We start from the raw sequence: 21,728 nt of genomic DNA, 5'->3' as shown, positions 1-21,728 counted from the left end.
CCCAGCGAAGGAGAACTGGACATGACCACCGACCAGGCCACGGCACCCGCCATCCGGGTGCACGGCATCGAGAAGTCCTTCAAGGACCTGCACGTGCTGCGCGGCGTCGACTTCGACGTCGCGGCCGGCAGCATCTTCGCCCTGCTCGGCTCGAACGGCGCGGGCAAGACCACGCTCGTGCGGATCCTGTCGACGCTGCTCAAGGCCGACGCGGGCACCGCCACCGTGCACGGCTTCGACGTCGGCACGCAGGCCGGCGACGTGCGCGAGTCGATCAGCCTGACCGGGCAGTTCGCCGCGGTCGACGAGATCCTCTCGGGCCGGGAGAACCTGGTGCTCGTGGCGAAGCTGCGCCACATGCCGGACCCGGGCGCCGTGGCCGACAACCTGCTGGCCCGCTTCTCGCTGACCGACGCGGGCGGCCGCAGGGCCGCCACCTACTCGGGCGGCATGCGCCGCCGGCTCGACATCGCGATGAGCCTGATCGGCAACCCGCCGATCATCTTCCTCGACGAGCCCACCACCGGCCTGGACCCGCAGGCCCGGATCGAGGTGTGGCAGACCGTCAAGGAGCTCGCGAACAACGGCACCACGGTGCTGCTGACCACGCAGTACCTCGACGAGGCCGAGCAGCTCGCCGACCGCATCGCGATCCTGCACAAGGGCACCATCATCCAGAACGGCACCCTGGCCGAGCTCAAGGCGCTCCTGCCGCCGGCCAAGGTCGAGTACGTGGAGAAGCAGCCCTCCCTCGAGGACGTGTTCCTCACCCTCGTCGGCGAGCCCGACCCGGCCGAGCCCACCACGAACGAAGAGACCAGCGGCACCGCCGCGGCAGGAAAGGAATCCCGATGACCTCCCACGTCCTGGGCGACACCGGTGTGCTCACCGGCCGCTCCCTGCGCCACATCCTGCGCAGCCCCGACACGATCATCACCACGGCCGTCACGCCGATCGCGCTGATGCTCCTGTTCGTCTACGTGCTGGGCGGCGCCATCAACACCGGCACCGGCGAGTCGTACGTCAACTACATGCTCCCCGGCATCCTGCTCATCACCATCGCCTCGGGCATCGCGTACACCGCCTACCGGCTGTTCCTCGACATGCAGGGCGGCATCTTCGAACGCTTCCAGTCGATGCCGATCGCGCGCTCCAGCGTGCTGTGGGCGCACGTGCTCACGTCCGTGGTGTCCAACCTGATCTCGGTGGCGATCGTCATCGGTGTCGCGCTGCTCATGGGGTTCCGTACCGGAGCCTCGCTGCTCGACTGGCTCGCCGTGGCCGGCATCCTGGCCCTGTTCACCCTGGCCCTGACCTGGCTCGCGGTGATCGCCGGGCTCTCGGCCAAGACCGTGGACGGCGCGAGCGCGTTCAGCTACCCGCTGATCTTCCTGCCGTTCATCAGCTCGGCGTTCGTGCCCACCGAGACCATGCCCGGCCCGGTCGCCTGGTTCGCCGAGAACCAGCCGGTGACCTCGATCGTGGACACCATCCGCGCCCTGTTCGCCCAGCAGCCCGTCGGCAACGACATCTGGATCGCGCTCGGCTGGCTGGTCGGGATCCTCGTGGTCGCCTACGGCTTCGCGATCGCCGCGTACAAGCGCAAGATCAGCTGACGGCGTCGGCCCCCGCGCCGTCGGCCCACGAGAAGAGCGCCGCGCCGTCCGCCCCACCCCAGGGAGCGGACGGCGCGGCGCCGTCGTGCGCGGCTCAGCGCCGCGGCTCCCAGCGGAACATCCGCAGGGCGAGCGTGACCGCCACGACGACCCAGGCGAGCGTGGGTGCGAGCAGCAGCAGCGAGTCGGCGAGCGGCACGCCGCCGTTCCAGGCGTTGACGACGAGCTCGGTGGCCGCCCCGCCGGGCAGCAGCCGCTTGAGCAGCGTGAGCTCCTCCGTGCCGGTGATCCCCACCCAGCTCGTCACGGCCACGACCCCCAGGCTCAGGGGCAGCGAGGTGACCTGGGCGTGCTCGGGCGAGTTCGTGATCCCCGCGGTGGCCAGCCCCAGGGCGAGCATCATGACGAACGTCGCGACGACCGCGAGCACCAGGAGCGGCACGTCGGCGGGCCCGCCGCTCAGCCCGGCGAACACCGCGAGGATCAGGCCTACCTGGACCGCGGAGAGCACGCTGATCGGCAGCACCAGGCCGGTCAGGATGGACGCGTCGCCGGCCGCGGTGGAGCGCAGGCGCTTGAGGAAGAGGTCCTGACGGCGGGCGGCCAGGGTGGTCACCGTGGTGGCGTAGAGGCTGAACGCGGCGATCGTGAAGACGATCACGGCGCCGATGTAGCCGAGGCTGCCGATCTGCTCGAACGTCTCCCGGAACCGGATGAAGAAGACGCTGGCCGCCACGGGCATGATCAGGCTGGTGATCAGCACGGCCCGGTTGCGGAGGATCTGGATGAGCTCGCTGCGTGCGATGGAGAGCATGGTGGTGGTTTCCGTTTCTGCGGTTCAGGTGGCTCAGGCGGGGACGGGTTCGGCCTCGATGGCGCGGAACACGTCGTCGAGCCGGGTCGGCGCGGCGGACAGGCCGACCAGCTCGACCGAGTGCGCGTGGGCCCAGTCGAGGAGCAGCTTGAGGTCCTTCTGCAGGTCGAACGTCTCGATCTGGTAGGACCCGTCGGCCAGCGGTGCGGCCTGCAGCAGCGGCGCGGGCGCACCCGGCGGGAGCGAGAACTGGATGGCCGCGGGCAGGGTGCGGGTCAGCTCGGCCACGGTGCCCTGGTGGCGGAACGTTCCCTGGTGCATCAGGCCGATGCGGTCGGCGCGCTGCTGCGCCTCCTCCAGGTAGTGGGTGGTGAGCACCACGGTGGAGCCGTCCTCGCGGAGCTGCTCGACGGCGTCCCACAGCGCGTCGCGCGACTGGATGTCCAGGCCGGTCGTGGGCTCGTCCAGGAAGACCAGCTCGGGCCGCCCGTACACGGCCGTGGCGAAGTCGAGCCGCCGCTTCTCGCCGCCGGAGAGCTGCGACACCCGGGTGTCGGCCTTGCGGGTGAGGTCGACGACGCCCAGCACCCGCTCCGCCGAGTCGGCACGGCCGCTCAGCCTCCCGATCAGCCGGACCGTCTCGGCGACGGTGAGGTCGGGGGAGAAGCCGCTCTCCTGGAGCATGATGCCCATGCGGGGCCGCACCGCGCGCCGGTCGGCGGGGTCCTTGCCGAGCACGCGCACCGTGCCCGACGTCGCCCTGCGGTGCCCCTCGACGACCTCCAGGGTCGAGGTCTTGCCCGCGCCGTTGGTGCCCAGCAGCGCGTACAGCTCGCCCTGCTCCACCTGGAACGAGAGGTCCTTGACCGCGTGGAAGTCACCGTAGGTGACGTTCAGCCGGTCGATGTCGATGGCGGGGGTTGTCGTCATGCCCTCCAGCACACCCGCCGCGGGCGCCCCGGACCAGTGTGCTGACGTCAGGTCCGCGGCATGACATCCGGGTGCGGAACGTATGACGCAGCGTCACTGCTGCGCCCGCGCGCGGCGACCATACTGGGAGGGGTTCCCTGCCGATCGACGAGAAGACCCACCCATGAACGCTGGATCTGCTCGCCCGGGGCGCGGCCCGTTCCCGCCGGCCCCCTGGTCGCCCGCCGCCACCCGGCTCTCGCGGCGGCGGTTCCGCACGCTCAACCTGTCGATGATGCTGCCGCTGCTCGTCGCCGTCGGCGTGTTCATGCTGGTGCGCCAGGCGCAGACGCCGCTGGACGTCGTCGTCCTCGGACTCGGGATCGTGGCGGTCGTGGTGGCCTTCGAGCGCTGGACGGTCGGCGAGATCAACCGGGTCGCGCTGCCGTGCCTCCTGGTGGCCGCCGCGGTCTGGCCCTACGGGGTGCTGGTGATCGACGGCGACCCGCAGGCGGCCTACTACGCACTGGCCGTCATCGCCGGCATGAGCGTCGCCCAGCTGCCGCGCCACCGCGGGGCCGCGGCGGTCACGGTGGCCGCGTACGTCGCCGTCGTCGGCGCCCTCGGCCTGGCCGTGACGCCCGACGCCGGGGTGGACGAGCTGCTCGCCAACGTGATCATCCCGACCGGGATCACCGTGGTGCTGATCGGCCTGATGTTCCCCAACAAGGGGTTCTACGACGTCATGGCCGAGCTGGAGGAGGCGCGCGAGCGCGACGCGGAGCTCGCGGTGGTGCGCGAGCGGATGCGGTTCGCGAGCGACCTGCACGACATCCAGGGCCACACCCTGCACGTGGTCAAGCTGAAGATCGCGCTGGCGAGCAAGCTGCTGCACAGCGACACCGCGCGTGTGGAGCAGGAGCTGCGCGAGATGTACACCCTGGTGGGCGACACGATCGCGCAGACCAAGGAGCTGGCCTACGGGCAGCGCAAGCTCAACCTGTCCGCGGAGCTGGAGAACGCGCGCAACCTCCTGGAGGCGGCGGGCATGCGCGTGCGCGTGGACCGCCGGGCCGAGGCCGGCACCCGTGCGACCGACCTGCTGGCGCAGGTGCTCCGGGAGACGACGACGAACATCCTGCGGCACTCGCGGGCCACGCTGGTGCGCATCGAGCTCACCGGGCACGGCCTCACCGTGGTCAACGACGGCGTCGCGGACGACACGCTCCCGGAGCTGCGCGGGCTCGCCACCCTCTCGCGGCGGGTGGCGGACGACGGCGGCGAGCTCACCGTGCGGATCGAGGACGGGCGGTTCGTGACAGCCGCCGCATTTCCTGTATGAACACTGCCCGCTCCGGCGCGGCCCCTTACGCCCGCGCCGTGACGCCGGCGGGCCGCGTGAACGGCCCGCTCTCCGCGAACGCGTGCGCGGCGAACCGCTCGCCGATCAGGTGGTGCGTGGCGGTGTCGGGGTGCAGCGCGTCGGGCAGGGGATGCTCGACGGCGTCGTCCGCCCCGTACAGGGTGGTGCCGTCCAGGTAGTGCAGGTTCGGGTCGTCCGCGCGGTGCTCGACCACCGTGGCCAGCGCGTCCCGGACGACGCGCAGGGTGAGCTTGCCCTGCCGCTGCTCCTCGGGGCGGCCCGTGGCGAGGAAGCGCACCTGGTCGGTGCCGAGGGTGTCCGGGTCGACGGCGCCCGGGCCGGGGGTGTCCTCGTGGATGCCGCAGAAGATGGGCGAGACCAGCAGCAGCGGCGTGGTCGGGTGCCCGTCCCGGATCGTGTCGAGGAACCCGTGCACGGCCGGCACGAAGGTGCGCAGCCGCATCCCGTCGAGGTTGACGACGTTGATGCCGAGCTTGACGCTGATCAGGTCGGCGGGCGCGTCCCGGATCGTGCGCGCGACGAACGGGTCCACGAGCGCGTTGCCCCCGAGCCCGAGGTTGCGCAGCTCGACGTCCCCGTGGCGCGCGGCGACGGCGGGCCAGATCTGGGTGGGCGTGCTCGCGTTGGAGCCGTGGCTGATCGAGCTGCCGTGGTGCAGCCACACCCGGCGGTCCGGCTCCACCGGGGTGACCGGCAAGTCGGTGCGCAGGCCGATCAGCTCGACCGACTCGTTGTGCGGCAGCCAGATCTCGACGAGCTTGTCGCCGGCGGGCAGACCGTCGAACGTCGTGGTGTGCGAGGGGCCGGGCCGGAACTCGGTGGCGCCGGTCTGCAGGTCGGCGAGGATCACGTCGCCGTCGGCGAGCGGGCTGCTCGCGACGACGACGCCGTCGACCACCAGGTCGACGCTCCCGCGCGGGCGGTCCGCGCCGCGGTAGGCGAGCCGCGACGGGTGGGTCTCGAGCGCGACGGTGCGCGCCGCCGTCCTGAAGACCACGCGGACGCCGGAGGGCTGAGCCTCCATCATGAGCAGGTGCGGGTCGGGGAACTGCGTGCGGGCCCACTGCGGCAGGCGGTGCGGGCGCAGGCCCCGGGCCGTGGTCTCGACCTCGGCGGAGCCGTGCACGAGAGACGGGGTGAGGGGTGTGCTGAGCAAGAGGTGCTCCTCGTTCATTCGGTGGGCCAGGTGCGCAGAAGGGTGTCGAGCGCGACGATCGTCCGGCGCCACGACACCTCGGGGTCGGGCTCGCTGTGGTCGAAGCTGCCGATGCGCTCCAGGGCGAGATAGCCGTTGATCGTGCTGCCGAGCAGCCGGGTGACGTGCACGCGCTCGCCCGGCGGGATGTCGTAGCCGCGCAGCACTGCGTCGGTGAGGGTGACGATCGACCGGGCGGCGTCGGAGGCGACCACCGTGGGCCCGGCCCGGCGCTGGAGCGCCTGCCAGCGGCCCGGCGACTGCCGGGCGAACGAGCGGTGCGCCTCGGCCAGGCCCTCGAGCGCGGGCAGCCCGGAGCGGCCCGCGACCCCCTCGGCGACCCGGGCGCTCAGGTCCGCCAGCGCGACGGCGCTGACGCCGTCCAGCAGCGCCGCGTGGTCCCGGACGTGCGAGTACAGGCTGGGCGTGCGGACGCCGAGGCGGCGGGCGACCGCCGAGAGCGTGACTGCCTCCAGCCCGCTCTCGTCGGCCAGTGCCGCCGCCTCGGCGATCACCGAGGCGGACGTCAGGGGTGGGCGGGTCATGGAACCAGCCTATACCCTTTAGGTTTTTGCCTACTGACCTTCGGTCGCGGCGATCCTGCGCCGCATGCTCGCCGGCCGGAGCCAGGTCGCGGTGCGCCACAGCCACTCGACGGGGCCGTAGACGAAGTGCCGGAGCCAGATCCGGCTGAGCACGGACTGCACCACGATCAGCACCAGGGCCAGGACCACCACGGGCGCCGCGCTGGTCATGTGCCCGAAGTCCACGACCTGCGCGGTCAGCGCCACCACGAGCGCCGCGCCCACGTAGCTGGTCAGTGCCATGCGGCCCAGCGGCTCGAAGAACGCGGCGATCGCCCGGCGCGCGGGGGTGCGCCACAGCAGCGCCAGGCCGGTGCTGTACAGCACGGCCATGACCAGGCCGGCCACGGAGCCCGCCGTCGAGAAGCGGGGGTCGCCGACAGAGGCGTTGAGCTGCCAGACCAGGGTCGGCACCGTCAGGACGGCGGCCGCGGCGAACACGATGGCGACCGTCCGGCCCGAGGACTCCAGCGCACGGGGCAGGCCGTAGGCGGCCGCCCCCGCACCGAGCAGGATGAGCCCCGGCACGGACGGCAGGCCGCCGCCGAACACCGCGTAGGCCACGATCGTGAGCGCGGCGCCGCCGGCCAGCGTCACCCAGCGCGGGGTGAGCGCGACGACGGGCAGCATGAGCAGGCCCGCGACGCCGTACTCGACCAGCACGTTGCCGGGGTAGACGAACATCAGCAGCCCGCCGATGATCGCGAGCCCCACGAGGCGGCGCACCATCACCAGCCACGGGCGGGGCGCGCGGGCGCGGGCGCCGTCGAGCACGATCCAGAGGCTGATGCCGAACAGGAAGACGAAGATCGGCACGAACCGGGTCTGCACCGTGAGGTAGAGCGCGTCGAGCACCGGGTCCTGGATCGGGGCGCCACCCTCCATCACACGGGCCATGCCGAGCCGGGTGATGTCCACAGCGTTGACCAGCAGGATCCCGAGCACGGCGAACCCTCGCAACGAGTCGAGGAACCGCCAGCGTGGGCGGGTGCCGGTCAGGGGAGGGGCCGTGAGGGCGGTGTCGGGTGCGCTCATGACGGCCATCCAAACAAGCGGACGGCGGTGGCGTCGTCCGACCCCGAGACGATCTTCGGTGCACGGGACTCGGGGTCAACCCTGGGTGCGGGCGGCGTGCTGACCAAGGGCGTCTGGGTGGTGCCTCGAAGCGCCCCGGACGGTGCTGGCGTGCCGGAGGTGTAGATCGCCCAGTAGTTCATGGACGAAGTGCGGCTCATTCACGCTCGGCGTCGCGCGATGGCACCCCAGACGGCGAGGACGAGCAGTGAGCCGATGAGGGCCCAGGTCCAGGTCGTCAGCGAGTAGAAAGATTCGTTGGCCTGGACGTCGAAGAGGACCCCGCCGATCCATCCGCCCAGTAGTGCGCCAAGGACGCCGATGACGAGCGTGATGACCCACCCTCCGGCGACTCTGTCCGGAAGGAGCACCCGGGCGATGGCGCCCATGATGAGTCCGATCAGGATCCAGCCGATGATTCCCATAGCTGCTCCGTTCGAGCGTGCGTCCTTGAGTGGTGTTGACGTGCCGGCTCAGCGCTTGAAGGCGTCCTTGACGTTCTCGCCGGCCTTCTTGAGCGAGGCCTTGGTCTGGTCGGCCTCGCCCTCGGCCTGAAGCTCCTCGTCGTCGGTGGCCTTGCCGACCGCCTCCTTGGCCTTGCCCTTCGCGTCTTCGGCGGCATTCTTGAGCTTGTCGTCGATTCCCATGATGTCCTTCTCTCTCAGGGGTTCCCTACGTTCTCACCTTCACCCCAGGTGCGAATGCTCGCCAGGGGAGCGGGCTGCGGCAGGTCGTCACCCGCTCGTTCGTCCCGTGCTGCCGGCTTCTGGGGGATCTTGCCCAGGCAGGTCAGCGAAGGAGTACGGCGGCCATGGCCCCAGGAAACGGATCCTCGCGGCCGGCTCCTCGTCCTGGACAGCAGTCAGCACGAGGCCGACGTCCTGCACTGCGTCGGCCAGGACCAGCAGGGAGACGGACAGAACGAGGGCAGTTCCCGGGTCGGGACGCGGTCGCCGATTCTCGGCGAGCTCGTCGCTGATCGCTTCCAGACGCCGGCGGTAGTCGGTGTCCCGGTCGCGAGCCACGGCCTCGGTGATGTCGCGCTCCAGGTGGTCGAGGCGCTTGCGCAGCAGTCGTTGGACGCCTGGCGGGCGATCCTCCAGCTCGGCCCGTGCCGCGACGACGTCCGGGTGCTGCTCGGCGGCCCGGTGATGGTCCAGAGCGATCTCCACGCGCAGCTCGACCCGCCCGGTGAGAGCGGCGAGGCGGGCACGCAGGGGTTCGGCGTGATCCTCGAGCCATTCCTGGAGCCGTCGCTGCGCGGTCGTCTGTGCTGTGGGCGCGATGATCACGTTGAAGCTTGCCGGGAGCACCGTTCCACCGGTCCGCCAGACCCGTTCGACCACGGCACTGTGCTCGACCACCCAGCGTTCGACGTCGGCGTCCGCGCCCTGGTACGGCCCGCCGTCGTGCTCGTGCACGACGGCGGCGAGGTCCTGCGGCCCGGCGATCGCATGCAGTGACATGTCGTCGATGCCCGTTCCGAGGTCAGTCGGCGGGGAGGTCACGATGCCGTACAGATATAGACGGTCCGCGGTCATGGGGGCTCGTGCCCGGGCTCGTCGACCCACCTCACCGGGTTGGCGAGCCGGTCGACGAGGTCGCCGACGACGTCGTCCAGCCCGCGTCTCAGTTCCGCTACCGATGCCGTCAGACCGTGGTCGTCCTTGATCTGTTCGATCGCCTCGTCGAGGTCCAGCAGAGCCTGGCCCAGGCGCTCCTGCTCGGCCTCGCTCAGCCCGCCGCCCTCGAGACGCCGGATCGCCTGGCTCTCCAGCGCTTCCTCGATGACCTCGACGAGAGTTACCACGAGAGTGAGGAGCCCGTTCTTGAGACTCGTCTCATCGACCTGCATCGTCACGGCCCCCAGGAGATGCGGCACCGCCGTGCCGGGCGGTCTGCCGCTCGGCGATCCTCGCCTGCAGCGCGTCGTGGAGGCGCTGCGGGGCCGCGGCGGAGAGCCGCGCCTGCCCGTCCCGGGTGACCACGTGCACCCGGGTCCGGTCCGGTCCGCCGACGCTCGCCTCGGCTCGCAGGTCCACCGCGGCAACGTCCTCCAGCCGCGCCTGCCAGAGCACCTCACGCGGTTCCGACCGCCAGACGACGAGGCGGTGGGAGGTCAGGCAGACGATCCCGGGCCGCCAGCTCTGGTACGGCTCCTCCTGCAGGTGTCCGCCGGCCATGCGGAGGACGATCTCCTCGTCGTCGGCAAGTGCGAGGCCGCGCGTGATCGAGCGGGCCGCCGCCGCGCGGGTCTGCTCGTCCCAGTCCTTCATCAGACCGTGCTCGAGCATGGTCTCGACACCCGCGACGGCGGCCCGCAGGCTCACGCCGATGAGCGGAACGTCCGCCACGGTGATGATCAGGTCGAGGTCGAGGTAGACACCCTTGTCGAGCATGACGTCCAGGAGGTCCCGCACGGACGCGCGCAGATCGCGCGTGGGTTCCATCCCGACCGCCGGGAGGGTGAGGGGCCGCGGGTCGGTGGTCACGACGGAGCTCCTGGGGCCGGACGTCTGGCCCGAGCAGGCTTGCTCGCCGGCAGGTCCTGCTCCACGGCGTCGTCGTCCTCGTCCGCGCTGCTCGAACCGGTGCGGTCCTGTGCGCGTTCGACCAGTGCACTGCGCCAGCCGCACCACGGGCAGAGATCCTCGAGCAGCTGGGTCCTCGGGGACGACTTGCCGCACCTCGGGCACGTCTCCTTCTGCTCGATGGCACGCCGCCAGGCGAGTGTCTCGGTGTTGGTGCCGGCCGGGAACTCCAGCCCGTAGCGCGCGGCGGTCTCGAAGGAGGCGAGTGCCGCCCGGATCCGGATGCCGAGCAGCTCGACACCGGCCAGGGAGACCATGATGTCCGCGTTGACGACGAGGCCCTTGTCCAGGAGCGTCTCGATCACGTGACCGAGCGACCCGTCCGCGTCGCGCCGTGGCTCCATGGAGCGGCCCTGGCCACCGACCACGCTCATGCCCGATCACCTCCTCCGCCTCGTCGCCCCGGCCCGAAAGGTGCCCCATCCTCGGGCGGCGTCACCCTTCGTCCGTGCTGCCGCGAACGTAACGCGCCCGCCGCCGGTAGCCGAGCAGCTCGCCGTCCTCGTCGAGCTGCACCTCGTACTCAGCCATGACGTCCGCGGTGCTCGGGACGTGCGGGTCCTCGACGGCCTCGATCACGACGGTGAACGTGTCCTGCTCGGCATGGATCTCCACGACGCTCTCGAGCCGGCGGTCGGTCAGCTCGGCGAGCTGCTCGACGGCCCTTCGGGCCGCCCGGGCCGCCGTGAGACGCGACGGCCGTTCGGTCTCGTCCCTGCGGTGGTCTCTCGCCGGGCGGCGGCTAGTGCGCTCGTCGGCCCGTGTGTCAGGGTCGCTCATCGCCACTCCTCCCGGCCGCGTCGGTTGGCCTCGACCAGGCGTGCCGTCAGCTGCTCTTCCAGTGCGTCGGCCTCGTCGTCGTCGATCTCGCCGCTCTCTCGTGCCAGGGCGACCTCCTCGAGCTGGCGGCGCAGGGCTCCGACGTCGTAGTACTGGCGCTCGGCCTCGTCGAGCACCTGTTGTGCGACCCAGACCGTGCCCCGGACCGGGGCCAGCGGGAGCGACAGCAGACCGCTGAAGATGCCCATGAGTCACTCCTCGTCGACGAAGTCGTACGGCGCCTGCGGCCCGACGAGACGAAAGGTGATGCGGCCGTGAGCACGTGCGGCGAGTCCTTCGAGCACCGCCTCGAACTTCGCCAGCTCGGTGCGTCGGACGAGCAGCGCCAGCTCGATCACGTCGTCGACCTGCCCGGTCTCGTGCTCCCGGGTCTCGACCGCGAACGCGGCGAGCTCGTCGAGAATCATGGCCGCGTCGCCCGCCTGCTTGCGGGCGAATCCCTGGACGACGAGCTCGCCCAGGCGGATTCGGCGGTGGTACGCCGCGTGCGTCGGCAAGCCCTGGAGGAAGGTGCGCAGCTCTGCCACCTCGGCGTCCTCCGTGATCAGCTCGGCGAGCACGGCGTCCTGGACATAGCGCGCTCGGACGGTGAGCTGGGCGAGGCCGTCGAGGCGGTGCAGGTCCCCGGCGAGTGCCCCACGACGATCGATCGGGAACGCCTGCTCCATGGCCGCCTCGTCGAGGACGGCCGTGCCGAACCTCATCGGCAGAACGGGGCGCTCGGCGGCCACGCCGTCGAGGACGGCGGTATAGGCGCGGATCTCGGCGGGCACCCCGACGACCTCGGCGTCGGGGACCTCGGAGGTGAGAGCGGCGATCTCCCCGAGCCCCACCAGGCGCACACCGCCCTGGCCGAGCCCGGACTGCTGGTCGGGCACGTGGGTGTCGGGAAGGACCAGCCCGTAGACGTACAGCATGGCTCCTCCGTCCGCCACGAGGGATGTCTCCTAGGTGTTGCGTGTCCCTGACACGCGGCGTCGGGGCCGACGTCGCTCTTGGCTGCTGCGTGCAGGAACGTCGACTTCTTCGTCCTCGTCCTGAGCCTCGTCCTCGGCCTCGTCCTGATCGAGGTCCTCGTCCTCGTCCTTGCTGCCGAGGAGGGCCTCCTTGGCGCTCGACAGCACGCCCTTGGTCTTGCCCCGCGCCCCGCTCTCCGAGATGTCCTCCATGAGCTCGGGCAGGTCCCGGCCGCCGGTCTGCGCGAGGTCGAGACGATTCGTGGCCTCGGCAAACCGCAGGTAGGTGTCGACGCTCGCGATGACGATGCGGGCGTCGATGGTGATCACCTCGATACCGACGAGCGAGACCCGGACGAAGGCATCGATCACCAGCCCCTTGTCGAGGATGATGTTGATGACGTCAGCCAACGACGAGGATGACGGGCGCTCGACGTAGCCCCTGCTCCGGGATCCTGTGCTCACGGCGGTCATCGTGATCCCCGCCTGTTCTCGGAGTCCTCGTCCTGTTCCTCTTCCTCATCCGGTTCTTCGTCCTCTCCTTCTTCTTCGCCTTCTGTTTCCTCCTCCTCGTCCTCGTACTCCTCCTCGCGATCGGCCCGCTCGTCCTCGACGACCTCCTCGTGGCTGCGAACCATCTCCTCCTCGCGGATCTCCGCGCGGTACCCCTCGTCCTCCTCGGGATGCAGGACGGACTCGGTCATGACGTGGTGGACGAAGTACTTGAGCTCCAGGCGCACCCGCCTGTTCACGGCCCGCCAGATGTTCCCGGTCTTCTCCATGAAGCCCTGCGGGTAGTACGCGACCACGACGACGAGACGCGTGAGTTCGTCGCCCAGCGGGTGGAACGTCACGACCCCGCTCAGGTGCCCTTTCTCCCCTGAGGAGTCCCACACGATGCGCTGGTCCGGCACCTGGTCCGTGATCACTGTGTCCCACTGGCGATGGGACCAGAGCACCTTCCCCTTGAACTGGACCTCGCCCGAGTCCTCGTCGAGCTCCGTGTGCTCGACCTTCTTCATGAACTCGGGCCACTTCTCGTACGAGGTCCACGCGTTGAAGACGACCTCGACCGGGGCGCCGACGTCGATGGACTCGACGATGTTGTTGAACTTGAACTTCTTGCCCTCTCCGCCGCCGCTCCCGCCACCGAAGACTCCGGTGACCTTGTCCTTGATGCCGGCGGCGGCGGCGGACAGTCCTGCCTTGAGCGGCGATGCTCCCTGCGCCAGCTCTTCGGCGCCCTTCGCGGCGGCGGTTGCCCTGGCCCCGCCCGAATCCGGGCCCGACCCGCTCGCGTACTGGGTGAGGCGGTCCGTGAGGCCGCTGACCTTGTCCGTGACGTTGTCGACCGCGTGGTTGGCGAGCGCCTTGACGTAGCCGCCGGCGGATTCCCGGAGTGCGGCCAATGGTTGCGGACCGGCGTCAGTTGTCGTGTCGGAGGACTTGTTGTCCATGGGGATGCTCCTTCCCGACACCGCGGTCGCGCGATGCCGAGGTAGTCGAACTACCGGGAGCTCGGCTTCCTCGTCGAGCTCCCGCCCGTCGACTTCCTGGTTGATGTGGTTCCCGCCGACTTCTTGCCGCGTCCACCGGACGTGGTCTGTCGTGATCCGCCCTCGCCGGATGCGCGCGACGAGCGTGAAGTCTTGCTCGACTCCGAGCGTCGCTGCCGGGTCGGTGCCTTTTGCGCGGCTTTCTTGTCGCCGCTCGACTCTTCTTCTTCGCCCGGAGGCTCTTCCTCCGGCTCCTCAGCCGGCAGGTCTTCGTCGACGCCTTCGTCGGCCGGCTCTTCGGTCGGCTCAGGTGACTCCCCCGGCTCGTCGGCGTCGTCCTTTTCGGCCCCAGGTGGTGCGAGTGGTGATCCCGTGCGCTTCTCGAGGTTGGAGACCAGGCCGTCGACCCGCTTGGCCGCCGCAGCGACGACGGCCGTCTTTCCTGCCTCGACGAGTCGGCCGGACAGCTCGTCGGTGAGCTTCTTGACGGCGGGCGAGGCGAGCACGGAGGTACCCGCCTTGAGGACGTCCGGATTGGACCGGAGCTCCCTGACGGCGAGGGCGCCTGCTGCCGCTAGCGCCAGCTTCATACGCTTGGTTCGTCCCAGCAGGTACCCGGCTAGCAGGACCGCTGCAATCTTGAGCTTGTCGTCCATGCTGGTTCCTTACAGACCCGGGGGGAGCGAGCGGCACATCGTCGCGCCGCGGGGGGCCTGATTTTTGAGGCTAGCATCGGGGTGTCCGACTCGCGCCCGGGCAATGGATGAACTCCGACGACGCGCCCGCGTGACCGGCCAAGGCCGTGGTGCGACCGCACGTCGTATCGGGTCATGAGGTCCGCGGGTCACCGCGAAGGGTGCCCCGCGCTGCGCTGAACCGAGGACGGCCCGCTACCGCCCGGCGACCGCAGGCGTGCGACAAGGCAGGCGTGTCAGCCGTGCGACGGCGTTGGACACCTGCTCCGGCGTGACCGATCCGAGGCACGGATGACCTGGTACGGGGCACGCGCACGCCCTGGTTCCCCGGCAGGCCGCGCCCTGGTCACCAAGAAGGAGCCGAGGCACCCCGTACGGTGCCCAGTCGTCGGGGGGAACCACGGGCGCGAACAGGCTGACCACGGGCGTCCCGACGGCGGCGGCGAGGTGTGCGGGGCCGGAGTTTCCGACGACCACGCATGCTGCGGCCTCCAGGACGGCGGCGAGCTCTGGAAGATCGGTCTGCCCACCTAGATCCGTGGCGTGCTCACCGGCCACGTACGCGGTCAGATCGCGCTCGCCCGACGACCCGGTCACCACGACGTCCCAGCCGTCGTGCGCAAGTCGCTGGGCCGTGGTGCGCGCGCCTTCCGGGAGCGGCGCCCGCGCGGTCGTCGAGGCGCCTGGGTGCAGGACGACTGAGCGCTGTCCCTGCGTACCTTCGATGCCCAGTGTTCGCGCGGCCCGTGGGGGCAATGGCGGCAGCGGCCGGCGGACCGCAAGAAGGCCGTCGTCACCCGCCGGTAGTTGAGCATCGGCTTGACCGGCGAGGTCGAGGCAGGCCTCGACCTCGTGCAGACCGGGCGGGCGGACATGCCGCACGTCGACCAGCGAGCCGGGATGGTCATCGCTGGTCGCCACAACTCTGCGCACGCCTGCAAGCCGAGCCAGCAGTGCCATCGGTAGCGGTGACTGCCGGAACGACGTGAAGATCACCGCCAGCTGATAGTGCCGGGTGCTCAGGTCAGCCAGGAGGTCCAAGACCGCTTCGCGGTTCAGCGGGGGCGGTTCGCTACCCACCCACGGAGCGTCGAACCGGAGTGTGTCGGTCACCCCGGGCAGGAGGGACGCGGCCTGGACGCCGGAACTGGGGACAAGGAGATCCACCTGGTCGTAGGTCGCGGCCAGCGCGCGGACGGCAGGGCCGGTCAGGATCACCTCCCCGTCGCTCGCCAGCCGCACGGCGAGCACCCGGACGGGCATGTCGGTGCGGGTCACAACACGGTCACCACCTCGTCGAGAATCGCCGCCACCACGGAGCGGACAGTTCCTCGCCGCGGGGCTCCGGCAACTCCCAGGCCGCGAACGGGACCGGGATGACCTCCACGGGACGGCGTCGCCGGGCTTCTTCTGTCCTACGGTCGACGACTTCCCGACCACTCGCACCCGGAACCGCTTCGCGCCAACACCTGCGATGAAGTGGCAGGTCAGCGTCGGGCCAGGCCCTTCGTGGCGGGGCCCTCGAGCAGCGCACCGTCGGGTGCGAAACGCGAACCGTGGACAGGGCAGTCCCAGGACTCTTCCTGTTCGTTCCACCGCACGACGCCGCCGAGGTGCGGGCAGACCCGCGACACCCGCCGAGCCCCGGCGCGCTGCCCCGTGGGGCGCGTCGTCGCGCAAGCCCAGCCGACGGTCTGCTCACCGAACGTGACCGCGGCGCGCGCGTCGGGCTCGGGGGAGCGGGCCCACGGTTCGAGCGTCCGGCCCCACGGGACGGGCTCGCCGAGGATCCGGCCGGCGAGCGCCAAGCCTGCGGCGGCACCTGTGGTGAGCCCCCACTTGTCGTAGCCGGTCGCCACGAGGACTCGGTCGTCACCGGGGACGGCCGGTCCGACGAGCGGCAGCCCGGTGTCGCTGCTGTAGTCCTGGGCGGCCCAGGTGTGCCGCGTGGGACCGACCGGCAGGTGCGCACGGGTCCATTCGTCGAGCGCCGCGAGGCGCCCAGCCGGCGCCGGCTCACGGCCCACGGCGTAGCCCTCGCCGCCCACCATGAGCAGTCCGTGGGCCATGCGGAGCGAGCGGACGGGCGAGCCCGCCGTGATCGACATGGTGTCGGCGAAGCCCGTTGGCAGGGCATCAGGGTCGGGCACCTCCCAGGTGGTGAGCAGGCTGCGGTTTGCTTCCAGCCGCAGGAACAGCCCGCCCAGGCGGCCGGGCGGGACGCCGGTGGCCAGGACCACGTGTTCGGCGAGCACCGTGCCGCGGGTGGTGCGCAACGCGACGCCGGACCGGAACCGTCGTACCTGCTTGAGCCTGGCGCGGTCGTGCACGGCGACGCCCCGGCTGCGCAGCCGGGACCGCAGGGCGGACAGCATGTGCAGCGGATCGACCTGCGCCTGGCCGGGAAGGCGAACCGCGCCGTAGGTGGGAGCCGGGTAAGGAGGGTGTTCCTCCCACTGCGCGGCGAGGTCGTGGTGTGCGCAGGCCGCAGCCACGGCGTCGATGTCGGTGATCTGATCGGGGGTGGTCGCGACGGTCAGGTCGTCCCGGTTGTCCACGGCGACGTTCAGGTCTTCGAGGGCGCGGCGCAGCCAGCCGAGCCCGGCGAACCCGGCCGCGAGGTAGTCGCCCACCACCTCGCTCCCGTGCCGGTCGAGGCGTGCGAGCTTGGTGCCCTGCAGCACGGAGAGCTTGCCGGTCGAACGGGCGGTGGTGGTCGTGCGGGCCGAGCCGGCGTCGAGCACCACGACGTCCGCGCCGCCGTCGGCGAGGAGCAGGGCGGTGACGACCCCGGTGAGCCCGGCGCCCACCACCGCCACGTCGGCTCGCAGGGGGCCGGGCGTGGCGACACTCGGAGTTCCGGTGCCGTCCGCCCTCGTCGTGTTGCCGGAGATCTCGCTCACGGTCTGCCTCCCGCACCGGTAGTTGGTCCATGAGCAGCCAACTCGAGGCTGACACGAGATCCCGGCGCTCGCAGGAGGCTGCGGCTCGCGACCCGGATGGCTTTCCGATGGCCGCGATCCGCTTTAAGATCTGCCTTGCGGAGTCAGGAAGCGGCTCCAGGTCCGGATCGGATCTGGAGGTCCTCATGTCTCTCAACCCTCAGGCCCGTCTCGCCCTCGTCGAGGATTCCGACGTCGAGACCCCGCCACAACTGCGGATGCTCTCGGCCGGCGAGCTGGCCGCCGCTCTCGGAGTCGGGACCAGCCTTCTGGTCGGCCGGTATCGCGTGGACCTGGACTCGGGGGACTGGTGGTGGTCCGACGAGATCTACACCATGCACGGCTGGCAGCGGCACGAGGTGGAGCCCGGCCTGGACGCGCTGCGGTCCCGCAAGCATCCCGACGACAGGGCGCAGGTGCTCCGGGTCGCCGGTGAGGCCTTGCGGGCCGGCCGGCCGTTCGCCTGCGCCCACCGCATCGTGGACAAGTACGGGCGCTCACACTCGGTCGTGGTGACGGGTCAGGGCTACCGGGGTGGTCCTGGTGAGTCCCCGGAGGTGGCCGGTTACGTGGTGGACGTGACGCCGTTCCAGACGGAGGTCCTGCGCCGCCGGTCGACGGGGATCGTGAACCAGGCGTTCGTCAGTCAGGCCGTGATCGAACAGGCCAAGGGCGTGATCATGGCGGTCCGCACGGTCGACGAGGGCAGTGCGGAGCGCGTCCTGCGCGACGTCGCGCGTGCGGTGGGGGTTCCGTTGCGGTCGGCCGCCGACCAGATGATGACCGCGTTGCGGGCCGAGGAGAGGACCCCGGTCACACAGGCCGCGCTGACGCGCGCGCTCGACGCCGTGCAGCCCGTGGGGCGGCCGCGAGCCCATGATCCGCTGCTGACCCGGCACCGCCGCTCGGAACGGGGCTGACGATGAGACCGCGAGTCCCCGTCGACGAACGATCCACCTCCGGCATCGCGGGCAGCGACATGCCTGGGCCCTTCACCCGGCTGTGGGCGGTGCCCCGTCTCGAGACGCTCGCCGAGGTCGCCGAGCTCGTCCAGATCTTGGCGCCGGTGTACGTGCGTTTCAGTGCCGGCCCGGAGGCCGATCGGGTGACCGTCAGCCGGGACCACGAGAGCGGGTGTGTGATGCCAGGCCTGAGCGTCAACCCGATGACGCCGGAGGCCTGGTGGACCCGGCCCGTCGAGCACTGGGTGGCACGCCAGCTCAACCAGTACGCCCACCTGATGGTCCGCGACCGCTTCCCCTGGCTGCTGACCGGCGAGGTCTCCGCCCACGGCCCGGACTGCGAACCGCTGCTCGTCTGTGTCACGCCCGTCGCGTCGATCGTGCCCCACGTCGTCGACGAAGCGGCCGCGATCTACGCGCAGGTGTTCGCTCCGGGAGCGGACGGGACATAGACGCGGGGCGGGCCCGCATGCGAGTGGGCCTACCGCGCGCCAGTGTGGAAGGTACCGGTGAGGCAGACAGCCACCGAGCCGAACAGGACCGATCCAACCAGGGAGGAACGCGACATGGTTCAGCAGACCGTTGCCGATGTCGTGACCCCGGATCCGACCACGGTCGACGTGACCGAGACGATCCAGGACGCCGCCCGCCTGATGACCGAGCAGGACGTAGAGACAGCAGTCAAGGTGATGCGCGACGCCGCCGTCCGACGCGTGCCCGTGCTCGACGGCGGCACCCTCGTCGGGATCGTCTCGATCGGCGACCTGGCCTTCGAACGGGACCCGTCCTCGGCGCTCGCGGACATCTCCGATGCCGAGCCGAACCGCTGAGCTCTCTGACGCTGGTGCGAGACGACCTCGGCCGGGCGGCCCGAGGTCGTCTCGCCCCGGCGAGGAGGTGCGATGAGTTCCACGCCTGTCGACCTGACCCTCGCCGAGACGACGGACGTCGTGTGCAAGGTGCTGGCTCCGCTGGTCGCTCAGGGGGCGATCGTCCGGCGTCCCCACGCCACGGCGTGGGCCGAGCGTCATCAGACCGACCGCGCGGCGCACGTGGTCCTGGCCGGGCTGCGTGAACGCCACGGCGGCGCCCCGCTCGTGCTGCGGATCGGCACGCGGCGCCTGGTGGTGGTCACCCTGGCCGACGACGTGCGTCGGCTGCTCGACGGCTCGCCCGAACCGTTCACGCCCGCGACCAAGGAGAAGCGCGGAGCCCTCGCACACTTCCAGCCCGAAGGCGTGCTGATCTCGCCGAACTCCCGGCGCCGGCGCCGGCGGGAGCTCAACGACCACGTGCTGCAGACGGACCACGCCGTGCACGACGACGGGGCGGCGTTCGTGGCCGCCGTCCGGCGCGGTGCCGTGACTCTGGCGGACCGGTTGGTCCGGACAGGAGGGCTGGACGCCGATGCCTTCTCCACCACGTGGTGGCGCATCGTCCTGGACATGGTGCTGGGCACCGAGGCATGCACGGACCACGATCTGGTGAACGCACTCGAGACCCTGCGCCGGGACGCGAACTGGTCGTGGCTGCACCCCCGGCGAGATCGGCTCCGCTGGAAGTTCGAGTGCCGCATCGAGTACTACGCCGCGACCGCGCGGCAGGGTGCGCTGGTCAACGCGGCCCACGCCAAGGACCCGGCCACGGCGCCCAGCCAGGTGCCGCACTGGCTCTTCGCCTTCGATGCCGCTGGGGCGGCGACCTTCCGGGCGCTCGCCGTGGTCGCGGCCCGTCCGCGGGTGCGGGAGCGGTTGCTGTCCGAGACGGCGTCGGAGGGGACGTCCCTGGCGGTGCTGCCGTACGCGCGCGCCTGCGTGCTGGAGTCGCTGCGCCTGTGGCCGACGACTCTGGTCGTGCTGCGGGACTCGACCCGTCCCACGACCTGGGGCGCGCGCACCCTGCCGGCCGGCACCGGGTTCGCCGTCGTGAGCTCCTTCTTCCACCGTGACCCGCAGCGGCTCGACCACGCGAACGAGTTCGTCCCCGAGGCGTGGCTCGACGGTCGCAACGACGCCGACTGGGGGCTGATCCCCTTCAGCGGCGGGCCGGTCTCCTGTCCGGGTCGGAGTCTCGTCCTGCTGGTCACCTCCCATCTGCTCGCGGGTCTGGCAGCACACGATCTGCGGGTCGAACGGGGTCGCTACCTCGCGCGCGACCCGCTGCCGGCCACGGTGGACCACCTGGGCTTGCGCTTCCGGCTCGGGGAGCGGTGACCAACCGCTGAGAACTGTGCGGCCGCGGGACTGGTGGCGGTATTGCAGTCCGCATAGCGTGGTGGCCAAAGCGGTAACGGCTCGAACCTGCATTGGAGGCTGCGACGTGAGCTCTGCGCAGATGCCTGGTGGTCCTTCGCTCGACGACGAGATCGAGCGGGCGCTTGACGGAGGCGGCCGGCCGCCAGTGGGTCGGTACCGGCTCGACCTCGCGACGGGCGAGTGGGCGTGGTCGGACGAGATCTATGTGATGCACGGGTTCCGGCCCGGTGAGATCGTGCCGACGACGCCACTCATGCTGGCCCACAAGCACCCCGACGACCGTGGACGTGTCGACGGAGTGCTGCGCCGCGCGGCAGCCACGGGGGAGACCTTCAGCTCGGTGCATCGCATCGTGGACGCCCAGGGCAGGACCAGGACGCTTGCCGTCACGGGGCAGGGGAGAAGAGACCCCGGCACGGGCCAGGTCACCGAGCTGTTCGGCTACTTCCTCGACGTCACCGAGTCACACCGCGAGGCGGCGGCGCGCGAGGCGACTGCCTCGATCCAGGCGTCGGCCGAACGGCGAGCGGTCATCGAACAGGCCAAGGGTGTGCTCATGATGGTCTACGGCGTCGAGAGCGACGAGTCGTTCGATCTGCTGCGCCAGGCCTCCAACGCGGCGAACATCGCGGTTCGCGACATCGCGTACTCGCTGGTGCACCTGTTCGCGGGACCGGACGTCACGCTGGTCCCGACCCGCAAGACGATCGAGGAGTTCCTGGCGGCTCCGATCCCGCCCAGCGCGGTCAGCGAGGTCAAGGAGATCCTCTCCGGGGAGAGCGCCTAGAGCTTTCGCAGGCGATCGACGACGCCCCATCTCCCGGGCGGACGAACCAGGACGCGGCGACGAACCCTGGCCGGAGTCAGGTGACCTGGTCCGTGGAGCACCGGGCGGGCGGTGTGTCGAGGTCCTCCGGCGCGGACACCGGACGGACGGCTCCGAGAGCGCGCAACAACGTGTCGCGCACGGGGGTCTCCTGCCTTTCGCTTTCTTCGGTGCCGGTCTGGAGGGCGGTCATGACCTGGCCTGCGGCGACGCGCACGGGGATCGCAGCCTGGTTGGCGGCGTCGAGCAGGATCTGCGCGGCCTCGTCATCGTCCACGCGCACCGCCACGACGATCACGGTCTTGGCCCGCTCGATCATGGCCTGGCCGATGAGGGTACGGTCCGTCGCGAGTTCCGGCTGGCCAGGGTCCGCGCCCAGGCCTGCGCCTTCCACCGAGGAGTGCGGCGTGCGGTCGGCACCCTTGTCGAGACCGCCCGTGAGTGGCTGAACAGATGTCATGCGAACCTCCAGGCACCCCCCGCGGACCTGGAGCCGCTTCATGACTCCCACCTCGCACGATAGAACGAACTGGACTATATGGACAAGGCCTCCCTGTCTGGGCGGCGTTCCACGAGCAGCATCGCTGGG

At 70.9% G+C, this 21,728-nt stretch carries 28 protein-coding genes; 8 read left to right on the top strand and 20 right to left on the bottom strand.

The annotated features are described in order from the left end of the window. The first annotated feature begins 21 nt into the window (after window positions 1-21). Together ACIPN7_RS11955 and ACIPN7_RS11950 are read left to right on the top strand one after the other, a co-directional pair. The gene (locus tag ACIPN7_RS11955; RefSeq protein WP_400541739.1) at window positions 22-855 is read left to right on the top strand and encodes an ABC transporter ATP-binding protein; all 834 of its coding nucleotides are present in this window, start codon (window positions 22-24) and stop codon (window positions 853-855) included. Then, the gene (locus ACIPN7_RS11950; RefSeq protein WP_400541736.1) at window positions 852-1,616 is read left to right on the top strand and encodes an ABC transporter permease; all 765 of its coding nucleotides are present in this window, start codon (window positions 852-854) and stop codon (window positions 1,614-1,616) included. The genes ACIPN7_RS11955 and ACIPN7_RS11950 overlap by 4 nt, the downstream gene beginning before the upstream one ends. A gap of 94 nt (window positions 1,617-1,710) precedes the next feature. Here ACIPN7_RS11950 and ACIPN7_RS11945 read toward each other — a convergent pair whose 3' ends face one another. Both ACIPN7_RS11945 and ACIPN7_RS11940 read right to left on the bottom strand, forming a co-directional pair. Continuing rightward, on the bottom strand, window positions 1,711-2,430 hold the full coding sequence (locus ACIPN7_RS11945) for an ABC transporter permease (protein ID WP_400541733.1): 720 nt from the start codon (window positions 2,428-2,430) through the stop codon (window positions 1,711-1,713). Between the two features lie 33 nt (window positions 2,431-2,463). Continuing rightward, on the bottom strand, window positions 2,464-3,360 hold the full coding sequence (locus ACIPN7_RS11940; RefSeq protein ID WP_400541730.1) for an ABC transporter ATP-binding protein: 897 nt from the start codon (window positions 3,358-3,360) through the stop codon (window positions 2,464-2,466). Window positions 3,361-3,523: 163 nt separating this feature from the next. Here ACIPN7_RS11940 and ACIPN7_RS11935 point away from each other — a divergent pair, with 163 nt between their 5' ends. After that, window positions 3,524-4,681, top strand: a complete 1,158-nt coding sequence (locus ACIPN7_RS11935) for a sensor histidine kinase (RefSeq protein WP_400541727.1) — start codon at window positions 3,524-3,526, stop codon at window positions 4,679-4,681. A 25-nt stretch (window positions 4,682-4,706) separates the two neighbouring features. On the opposite strand, the gene ACIPN7_RS11930 is transcribed toward ACIPN7_RS11935, so the two are convergent. The 17 genes from ACIPN7_RS11930 to ACIPN7_RS11850 form a co-directional block, all read right to left on the bottom strand. After that, window positions 4,707-5,879 carry a GDSL-type esterase/lipase family protein gene (locus ACIPN7_RS11930; protein ID WP_400541724.1) on the bottom strand — a complete coding sequence of 391 codons (1,173 nt, stop codon included), beginning with the start codon at window positions 5,877-5,879 and terminating at the stop codon, window positions 4,707-4,709. A gap of 14 nt (window positions 5,880-5,893) precedes the next feature. Continuing rightward, complete coding sequence (locus ACIPN7_RS11925) at window positions 5,894-6,463, bottom strand: TetR/AcrR family transcriptional regulator (RefSeq protein ID WP_400541721.1); 570 nt, start codon at window positions 6,461-6,463, stop codon at window positions 5,894-5,896. Between the two features lie 30 nt (window positions 6,464-6,493). Further along, window positions 6,494-7,537: a DUF418 domain-containing protein gene (locus ACIPN7_RS11920; protein ID WP_400541718.1), complete on the bottom strand. Its 1,044-nt coding sequence runs from the start codon at window positions 7,535-7,537 to the stop codon at window positions 6,494-6,496. A 200-nt stretch (window positions 7,538-7,737) separates the two neighbouring features. Beyond that, on the bottom strand, window positions 7,738-8,001 hold the full coding sequence (locus tag ACIPN7_RS11915) for a GlsB/YeaQ/YmgE family stress response membrane protein (protein ID WP_400541715.1): 264 nt from the start codon (window positions 7,999-8,001) through the stop codon (window positions 7,738-7,740). Between the two features lie 48 nt (window positions 8,002-8,049). Further along, window positions 8,050-8,223, bottom strand: coding sequence for a CsbD family protein (locus ACIPN7_RS11910; RefSeq protein WP_400541712.1), 174 nt, complete (start codon window positions 8,221-8,223; stop codon window positions 8,050-8,052). A gap of 87 nt (window positions 8,224-8,310) precedes the next feature. Next, the gene (locus ACIPN7_RS11905) at window positions 8,311-9,117 is read right to left on the bottom strand and encodes a GvpL/GvpF family gas vesicle protein (RefSeq protein ID WP_400541709.1); all 807 of its coding nucleotides are present in this window, start codon (window positions 9,115-9,117) and stop codon (window positions 8,311-8,313) included. Next, window positions 9,114-9,431, bottom strand: coding sequence for a gas vesicle protein K (locus tag ACIPN7_RS11900; protein ID WP_400541979.1), 318 nt, complete (start codon window positions 9,429-9,431; stop codon window positions 9,114-9,116). The genes ACIPN7_RS11905 and ACIPN7_RS11900 overlap by 4 nt, the downstream gene beginning before the upstream one ends. Further along, the gene (locus ACIPN7_RS11895) at window positions 9,418-10,068 is read right to left on the bottom strand and encodes a gas vesicle protein (RefSeq protein ID WP_400541706.1); all 651 of its coding nucleotides are present in this window, start codon (window positions 10,066-10,068) and stop codon (window positions 9,418-9,420) included. The genes ACIPN7_RS11900 and ACIPN7_RS11895 overlap by 14 nt, the downstream gene beginning before the upstream one ends. Further along, window positions 10,065-10,541, bottom strand: a complete 477-nt coding sequence (locus ACIPN7_RS11890; RefSeq protein WP_400541703.1) for a gas vesicle protein — start codon at window positions 10,539-10,541, stop codon at window positions 10,065-10,067. The genes ACIPN7_RS11895 and ACIPN7_RS11890 overlap by 4 nt, the downstream gene beginning before the upstream one ends. Window positions 10,542-10,602: 61 nt before the next feature. Next, a complete protein-coding gene (gene gvpO, locus ACIPN7_RS11885; protein ID WP_400541700.1) occupies window positions 10,603-10,947 on the bottom strand; it encodes a gas vesicle protein GvpO in 345 nt (114 codons plus the stop codon). Then, window positions 10,944-11,195: a gas vesicle protein GvpG gene (locus ACIPN7_RS11880; RefSeq protein WP_400541697.1), complete on the bottom strand. Its 252-nt coding sequence runs from the start codon at window positions 11,193-11,195 to the stop codon at window positions 10,944-10,946. The genes gvpO and ACIPN7_RS11880 overlap by 4 nt, the downstream gene beginning before the upstream one ends. 3 nt (window positions 11,196-11,198) lie before the next feature. Continuing rightward, complete coding sequence (locus ACIPN7_RS11875; protein WP_400541694.1) at window positions 11,199-11,942, bottom strand: GvpL/GvpF family gas vesicle protein; 744 nt, start codon at window positions 11,940-11,942, stop codon at window positions 11,199-11,201. 12 nt (window positions 11,943-11,954) lie between these two features. Next, window positions 11,955-12,437, bottom strand: a complete 483-nt coding sequence (gene gvpJ / locus ACIPN7_RS11870; RefSeq protein ID WP_400541691.1) for a gas vesicle protein GvpJ — start codon at window positions 12,435-12,437, stop codon at window positions 11,955-11,957. Next, the gene (locus ACIPN7_RS11865; protein WP_400541688.1) at window positions 12,434-13,420 is read right to left on the bottom strand and encodes an SRPBCC family protein; all 987 of its coding nucleotides are present in this window, start codon (window positions 13,418-13,420) and stop codon (window positions 12,434-12,436) included. The genes gvpJ and ACIPN7_RS11865 overlap by 4 nt, the downstream gene beginning before the upstream one ends. 50 nt (window positions 13,421-13,470) lie before the next feature. Further along, window positions 13,471-14,115, bottom strand: coding sequence for a hypothetical protein (locus ACIPN7_RS11860; protein WP_400541686.1), 645 nt, complete (start codon window positions 14,113-14,115; stop codon window positions 13,471-13,473). A 234-nt stretch (window positions 14,116-14,349) separates the two neighbouring features. Then, complete coding sequence (locus ACIPN7_RS11855; protein ID WP_400541683.1) at window positions 14,350-15,432, bottom strand: glycosyltransferase family 9 protein; 1,083 nt, start codon at window positions 15,430-15,432, stop codon at window positions 14,350-14,352. A gap of 209 nt (window positions 15,433-15,641) precedes the next feature. Further along, window positions 15,642-17,057 (bottom strand): FAD-dependent oxidoreductase, encoded by a 1,416-nt coding sequence (locus tag ACIPN7_RS11850; protein ID WP_400541680.1) that lies wholly within the window; start codon window positions 17,055-17,057, stop codon window positions 15,642-15,644. 185 nt (window positions 17,058-17,242) lie between these two features. On the opposite strand from ACIPN7_RS11850, the gene ACIPN7_RS11845 reads away from it, so the two are divergent. From ACIPN7_RS11845 to ACIPN7_RS11825, 5 genes are all read left to right on the top strand, one after another. Beyond that, window positions 17,243-18,016: a PAS and ANTAR domain-containing protein gene (locus tag ACIPN7_RS11845; protein WP_400541677.1), complete on the top strand. Its 774-nt coding sequence runs from the start codon at window positions 17,243-17,245 to the stop codon at window positions 18,014-18,016. Window positions 18,017-18,018: 2 nt separating this feature from the next. After that, window positions 18,019-18,510 (top strand): DUF6098 family protein, encoded by a 492-nt coding sequence (locus ACIPN7_RS11840; protein WP_400541674.1) that lies wholly within the window; start codon window positions 18,019-18,021, stop codon window positions 18,508-18,510. 114 nt (window positions 18,511-18,624) lie between these two features. Further along, a complete protein-coding gene (locus ACIPN7_RS11835; protein WP_400541671.1) occupies window positions 18,625-18,888 on the top strand; it encodes a CBS domain-containing protein in 264 nt (87 codons plus the stop codon). A 72-nt stretch (window positions 18,889-18,960) separates the two neighbouring features. Next, window positions 18,961-20,271, top strand: coding sequence for a cytochrome P450 (locus ACIPN7_RS11830; RefSeq protein WP_400541668.1), 1,311 nt, complete (start codon window positions 18,961-18,963; stop codon window positions 20,269-20,271). Between the two features lie 106 nt (window positions 20,272-20,377). Beyond that, complete coding sequence (locus tag ACIPN7_RS11825; protein WP_400541665.1) at window positions 20,378-21,100, top strand: PAS and ANTAR domain-containing protein; 723 nt, start codon at window positions 20,378-20,380, stop codon at window positions 21,098-21,100. 76 nt (window positions 21,101-21,176) lie between these two features. Here ACIPN7_RS11825 and ACIPN7_RS11820 read toward each other — a convergent pair whose 3' ends face one another. Continuing rightward, window positions 21,177-21,641 (bottom strand): hypothetical protein, encoded by a 465-nt coding sequence (locus ACIPN7_RS11820; protein ID WP_400541662.1) that lies wholly within the window; start codon window positions 21,639-21,641, stop codon window positions 21,177-21,179. Between the last annotated feature and the right edge of the window lie 87 nt (window positions 21,642-21,728).

Source organism: Promicromonospora sp. NPDC090134 (assembly GCF_044746965.1).
GTDB lineage: Bacteria > Actinomycetota > Actinomycetes > Actinomycetales > Cellulomonadaceae > Promicromonospora.
The sequence above is the reverse complement of the archived record's forward strand: the minus strand, read 5'-3'. Positions and strand labels throughout refer to the sequence as shown.

What these genes read in the sequence shown, in the direction of transcription:
- ACIPN7_RS11910 (WP_400541712.1), bottom strand. Translation starts at nt 8,223, where the DNA reads ATGGGAATCGACGACAAGCTCAAGAATGCCGCCGAAGACGCGAAGGGC.
- ACIPN7_RS11835 (WP_400541671.1), top strand. Translation starts at nt 18,625, where the DNA reads ATGGTTCAGCAGACCGTTGCCGATGTCGTGACCCCGGATCCGACCACG.
- ACIPN7_RS11935 (WP_400541727.1), top strand. Translation starts at nt 3,524, where the DNA reads ATGAACGCTGGATCTGCTCGCCCGGGGCGCGGCCCGTTCCCGCCGGCC.
- ACIPN7_RS11845 (WP_400541677.1), top strand. Translation starts at nt 17,243, where the DNA reads ATGTCTCTCAACCCTCAGGCCCGTCTCGCCCTCGTCGAGGATTCCGAC.
- ACIPN7_RS11865 (WP_400541688.1), bottom strand. Translation starts at nt 13,420, where the DNA reads ATGGACAACAAGTCCTCCGACACGACAACTGACGCCGGTCCGCAACCA.
- ACIPN7_RS11840 (WP_400541674.1), top strand. Translation starts at nt 18,019, where the DNA reads ATGAGACCGCGAGTCCCCGTCGACGAACGATCCACCTCCGGCATCGCG.
- ACIPN7_RS11945 (WP_400541733.1), bottom strand. Translation starts at nt 2,430, where the DNA reads ATGCTCTCCATCGCACGCAGCGAGCTCATCCAGATCCTCCGCAACCGG.
- ACIPN7_RS11950 (WP_400541736.1), top strand. Translation starts at nt 852, where the DNA reads ATGACCTCCCACGTCCTGGGCGACACCGGTGTGCTCACCGGCCGCTCC.
- ACIPN7_RS11860 (WP_400541686.1), bottom strand. Translation starts at nt 14,115, where the DNA reads ATGGACGACAAGCTCAAGATTGCAGCGGTCCTGCTAGCCGGGTACCTG.
- ACIPN7_RS11940 (WP_400541730.1), bottom strand. Translation starts at nt 3,360, where the DNA reads ATGACGACAACCCCCGCCATCGACATCGACCGGCTGAACGTCACCTAC.
- ACIPN7_RS11920 (WP_400541718.1), bottom strand. Translation starts at nt 7,537, where the DNA reads ATGAGCGCACCCGACACCGCCCTCACGGCCCCTCCCCTGACCGGCACC.
- ACIPN7_RS11955 (WP_400541739.1), top strand. Translation starts at nt 22, where the DNA reads ATGACCACCGACCAGGCCACGGCACCCGCCATCCGGGTGCACGGCATC.
- ACIPN7_RS11925 (WP_400541721.1), bottom strand. Translation starts at nt 6,463, where the DNA reads ATGACCCGCCCACCCCTGACGTCCGCCTCGGTGATCGCCGAGGCGGCG.
- ACIPN7_RS11905 (WP_400541709.1), bottom strand. Translation starts at nt 9,117, where the DNA reads ATGACCGCGGACCGTCTATATCTGTACGGCATCGTGACCTCCCCGCCG.
- ACIPN7_RS11880 (WP_400541697.1), bottom strand. Translation starts at nt 11,195, where the DNA reads ATGGGCATCTTCAGCGGTCTGCTGTCGCTCCCGCTGGCCCCGGTCCGG.
- gvpO (WP_400541700.1), bottom strand. Translation starts at nt 10,947, where the DNA reads ATGAGCGACCCTGACACACGGGCCGACGAGCGCACTAGCCGCCGCCCG.
- ACIPN7_RS11900 (WP_400541979.1), bottom strand. Translation starts at nt 9,431, where the DNA reads ATGCAGGTCGATGAGACGAGTCTCAAGAACGGGCTCCTCACTCTCGTG.
- ACIPN7_RS11820 (WP_400541662.1), bottom strand. Translation starts at nt 21,641, where the DNA reads ATGAAGCGGCTCCAGGTCCGCGGGGGGTGCCTGGAGGTTCGCATGACA.
- ACIPN7_RS11830 (WP_400541668.1), top strand. Translation starts at nt 18,961, where the DNA reads ATGAGTTCCACGCCTGTCGACCTGACCCTCGCCGAGACGACGGACGTC.
- ACIPN7_RS11915 (WP_400541715.1), bottom strand. Translation starts at nt 8,001, where the DNA reads ATGGGAATCATCGGCTGGATCCTGATCGGACTCATCATGGGCGCCATC.
- ACIPN7_RS11890 (WP_400541703.1), bottom strand. Translation starts at nt 10,541, where the DNA reads ATGAGCGTGGTCGGTGGCCAGGGCCGCTCCATGGAGCCACGGCGCGAC.
- gvpJ (WP_400541691.1), bottom strand. Translation starts at nt 12,437, where the DNA reads ATGACCGCCGTGAGCACAGGATCCCGGAGCAGGGGCTACGTCGAGCGC.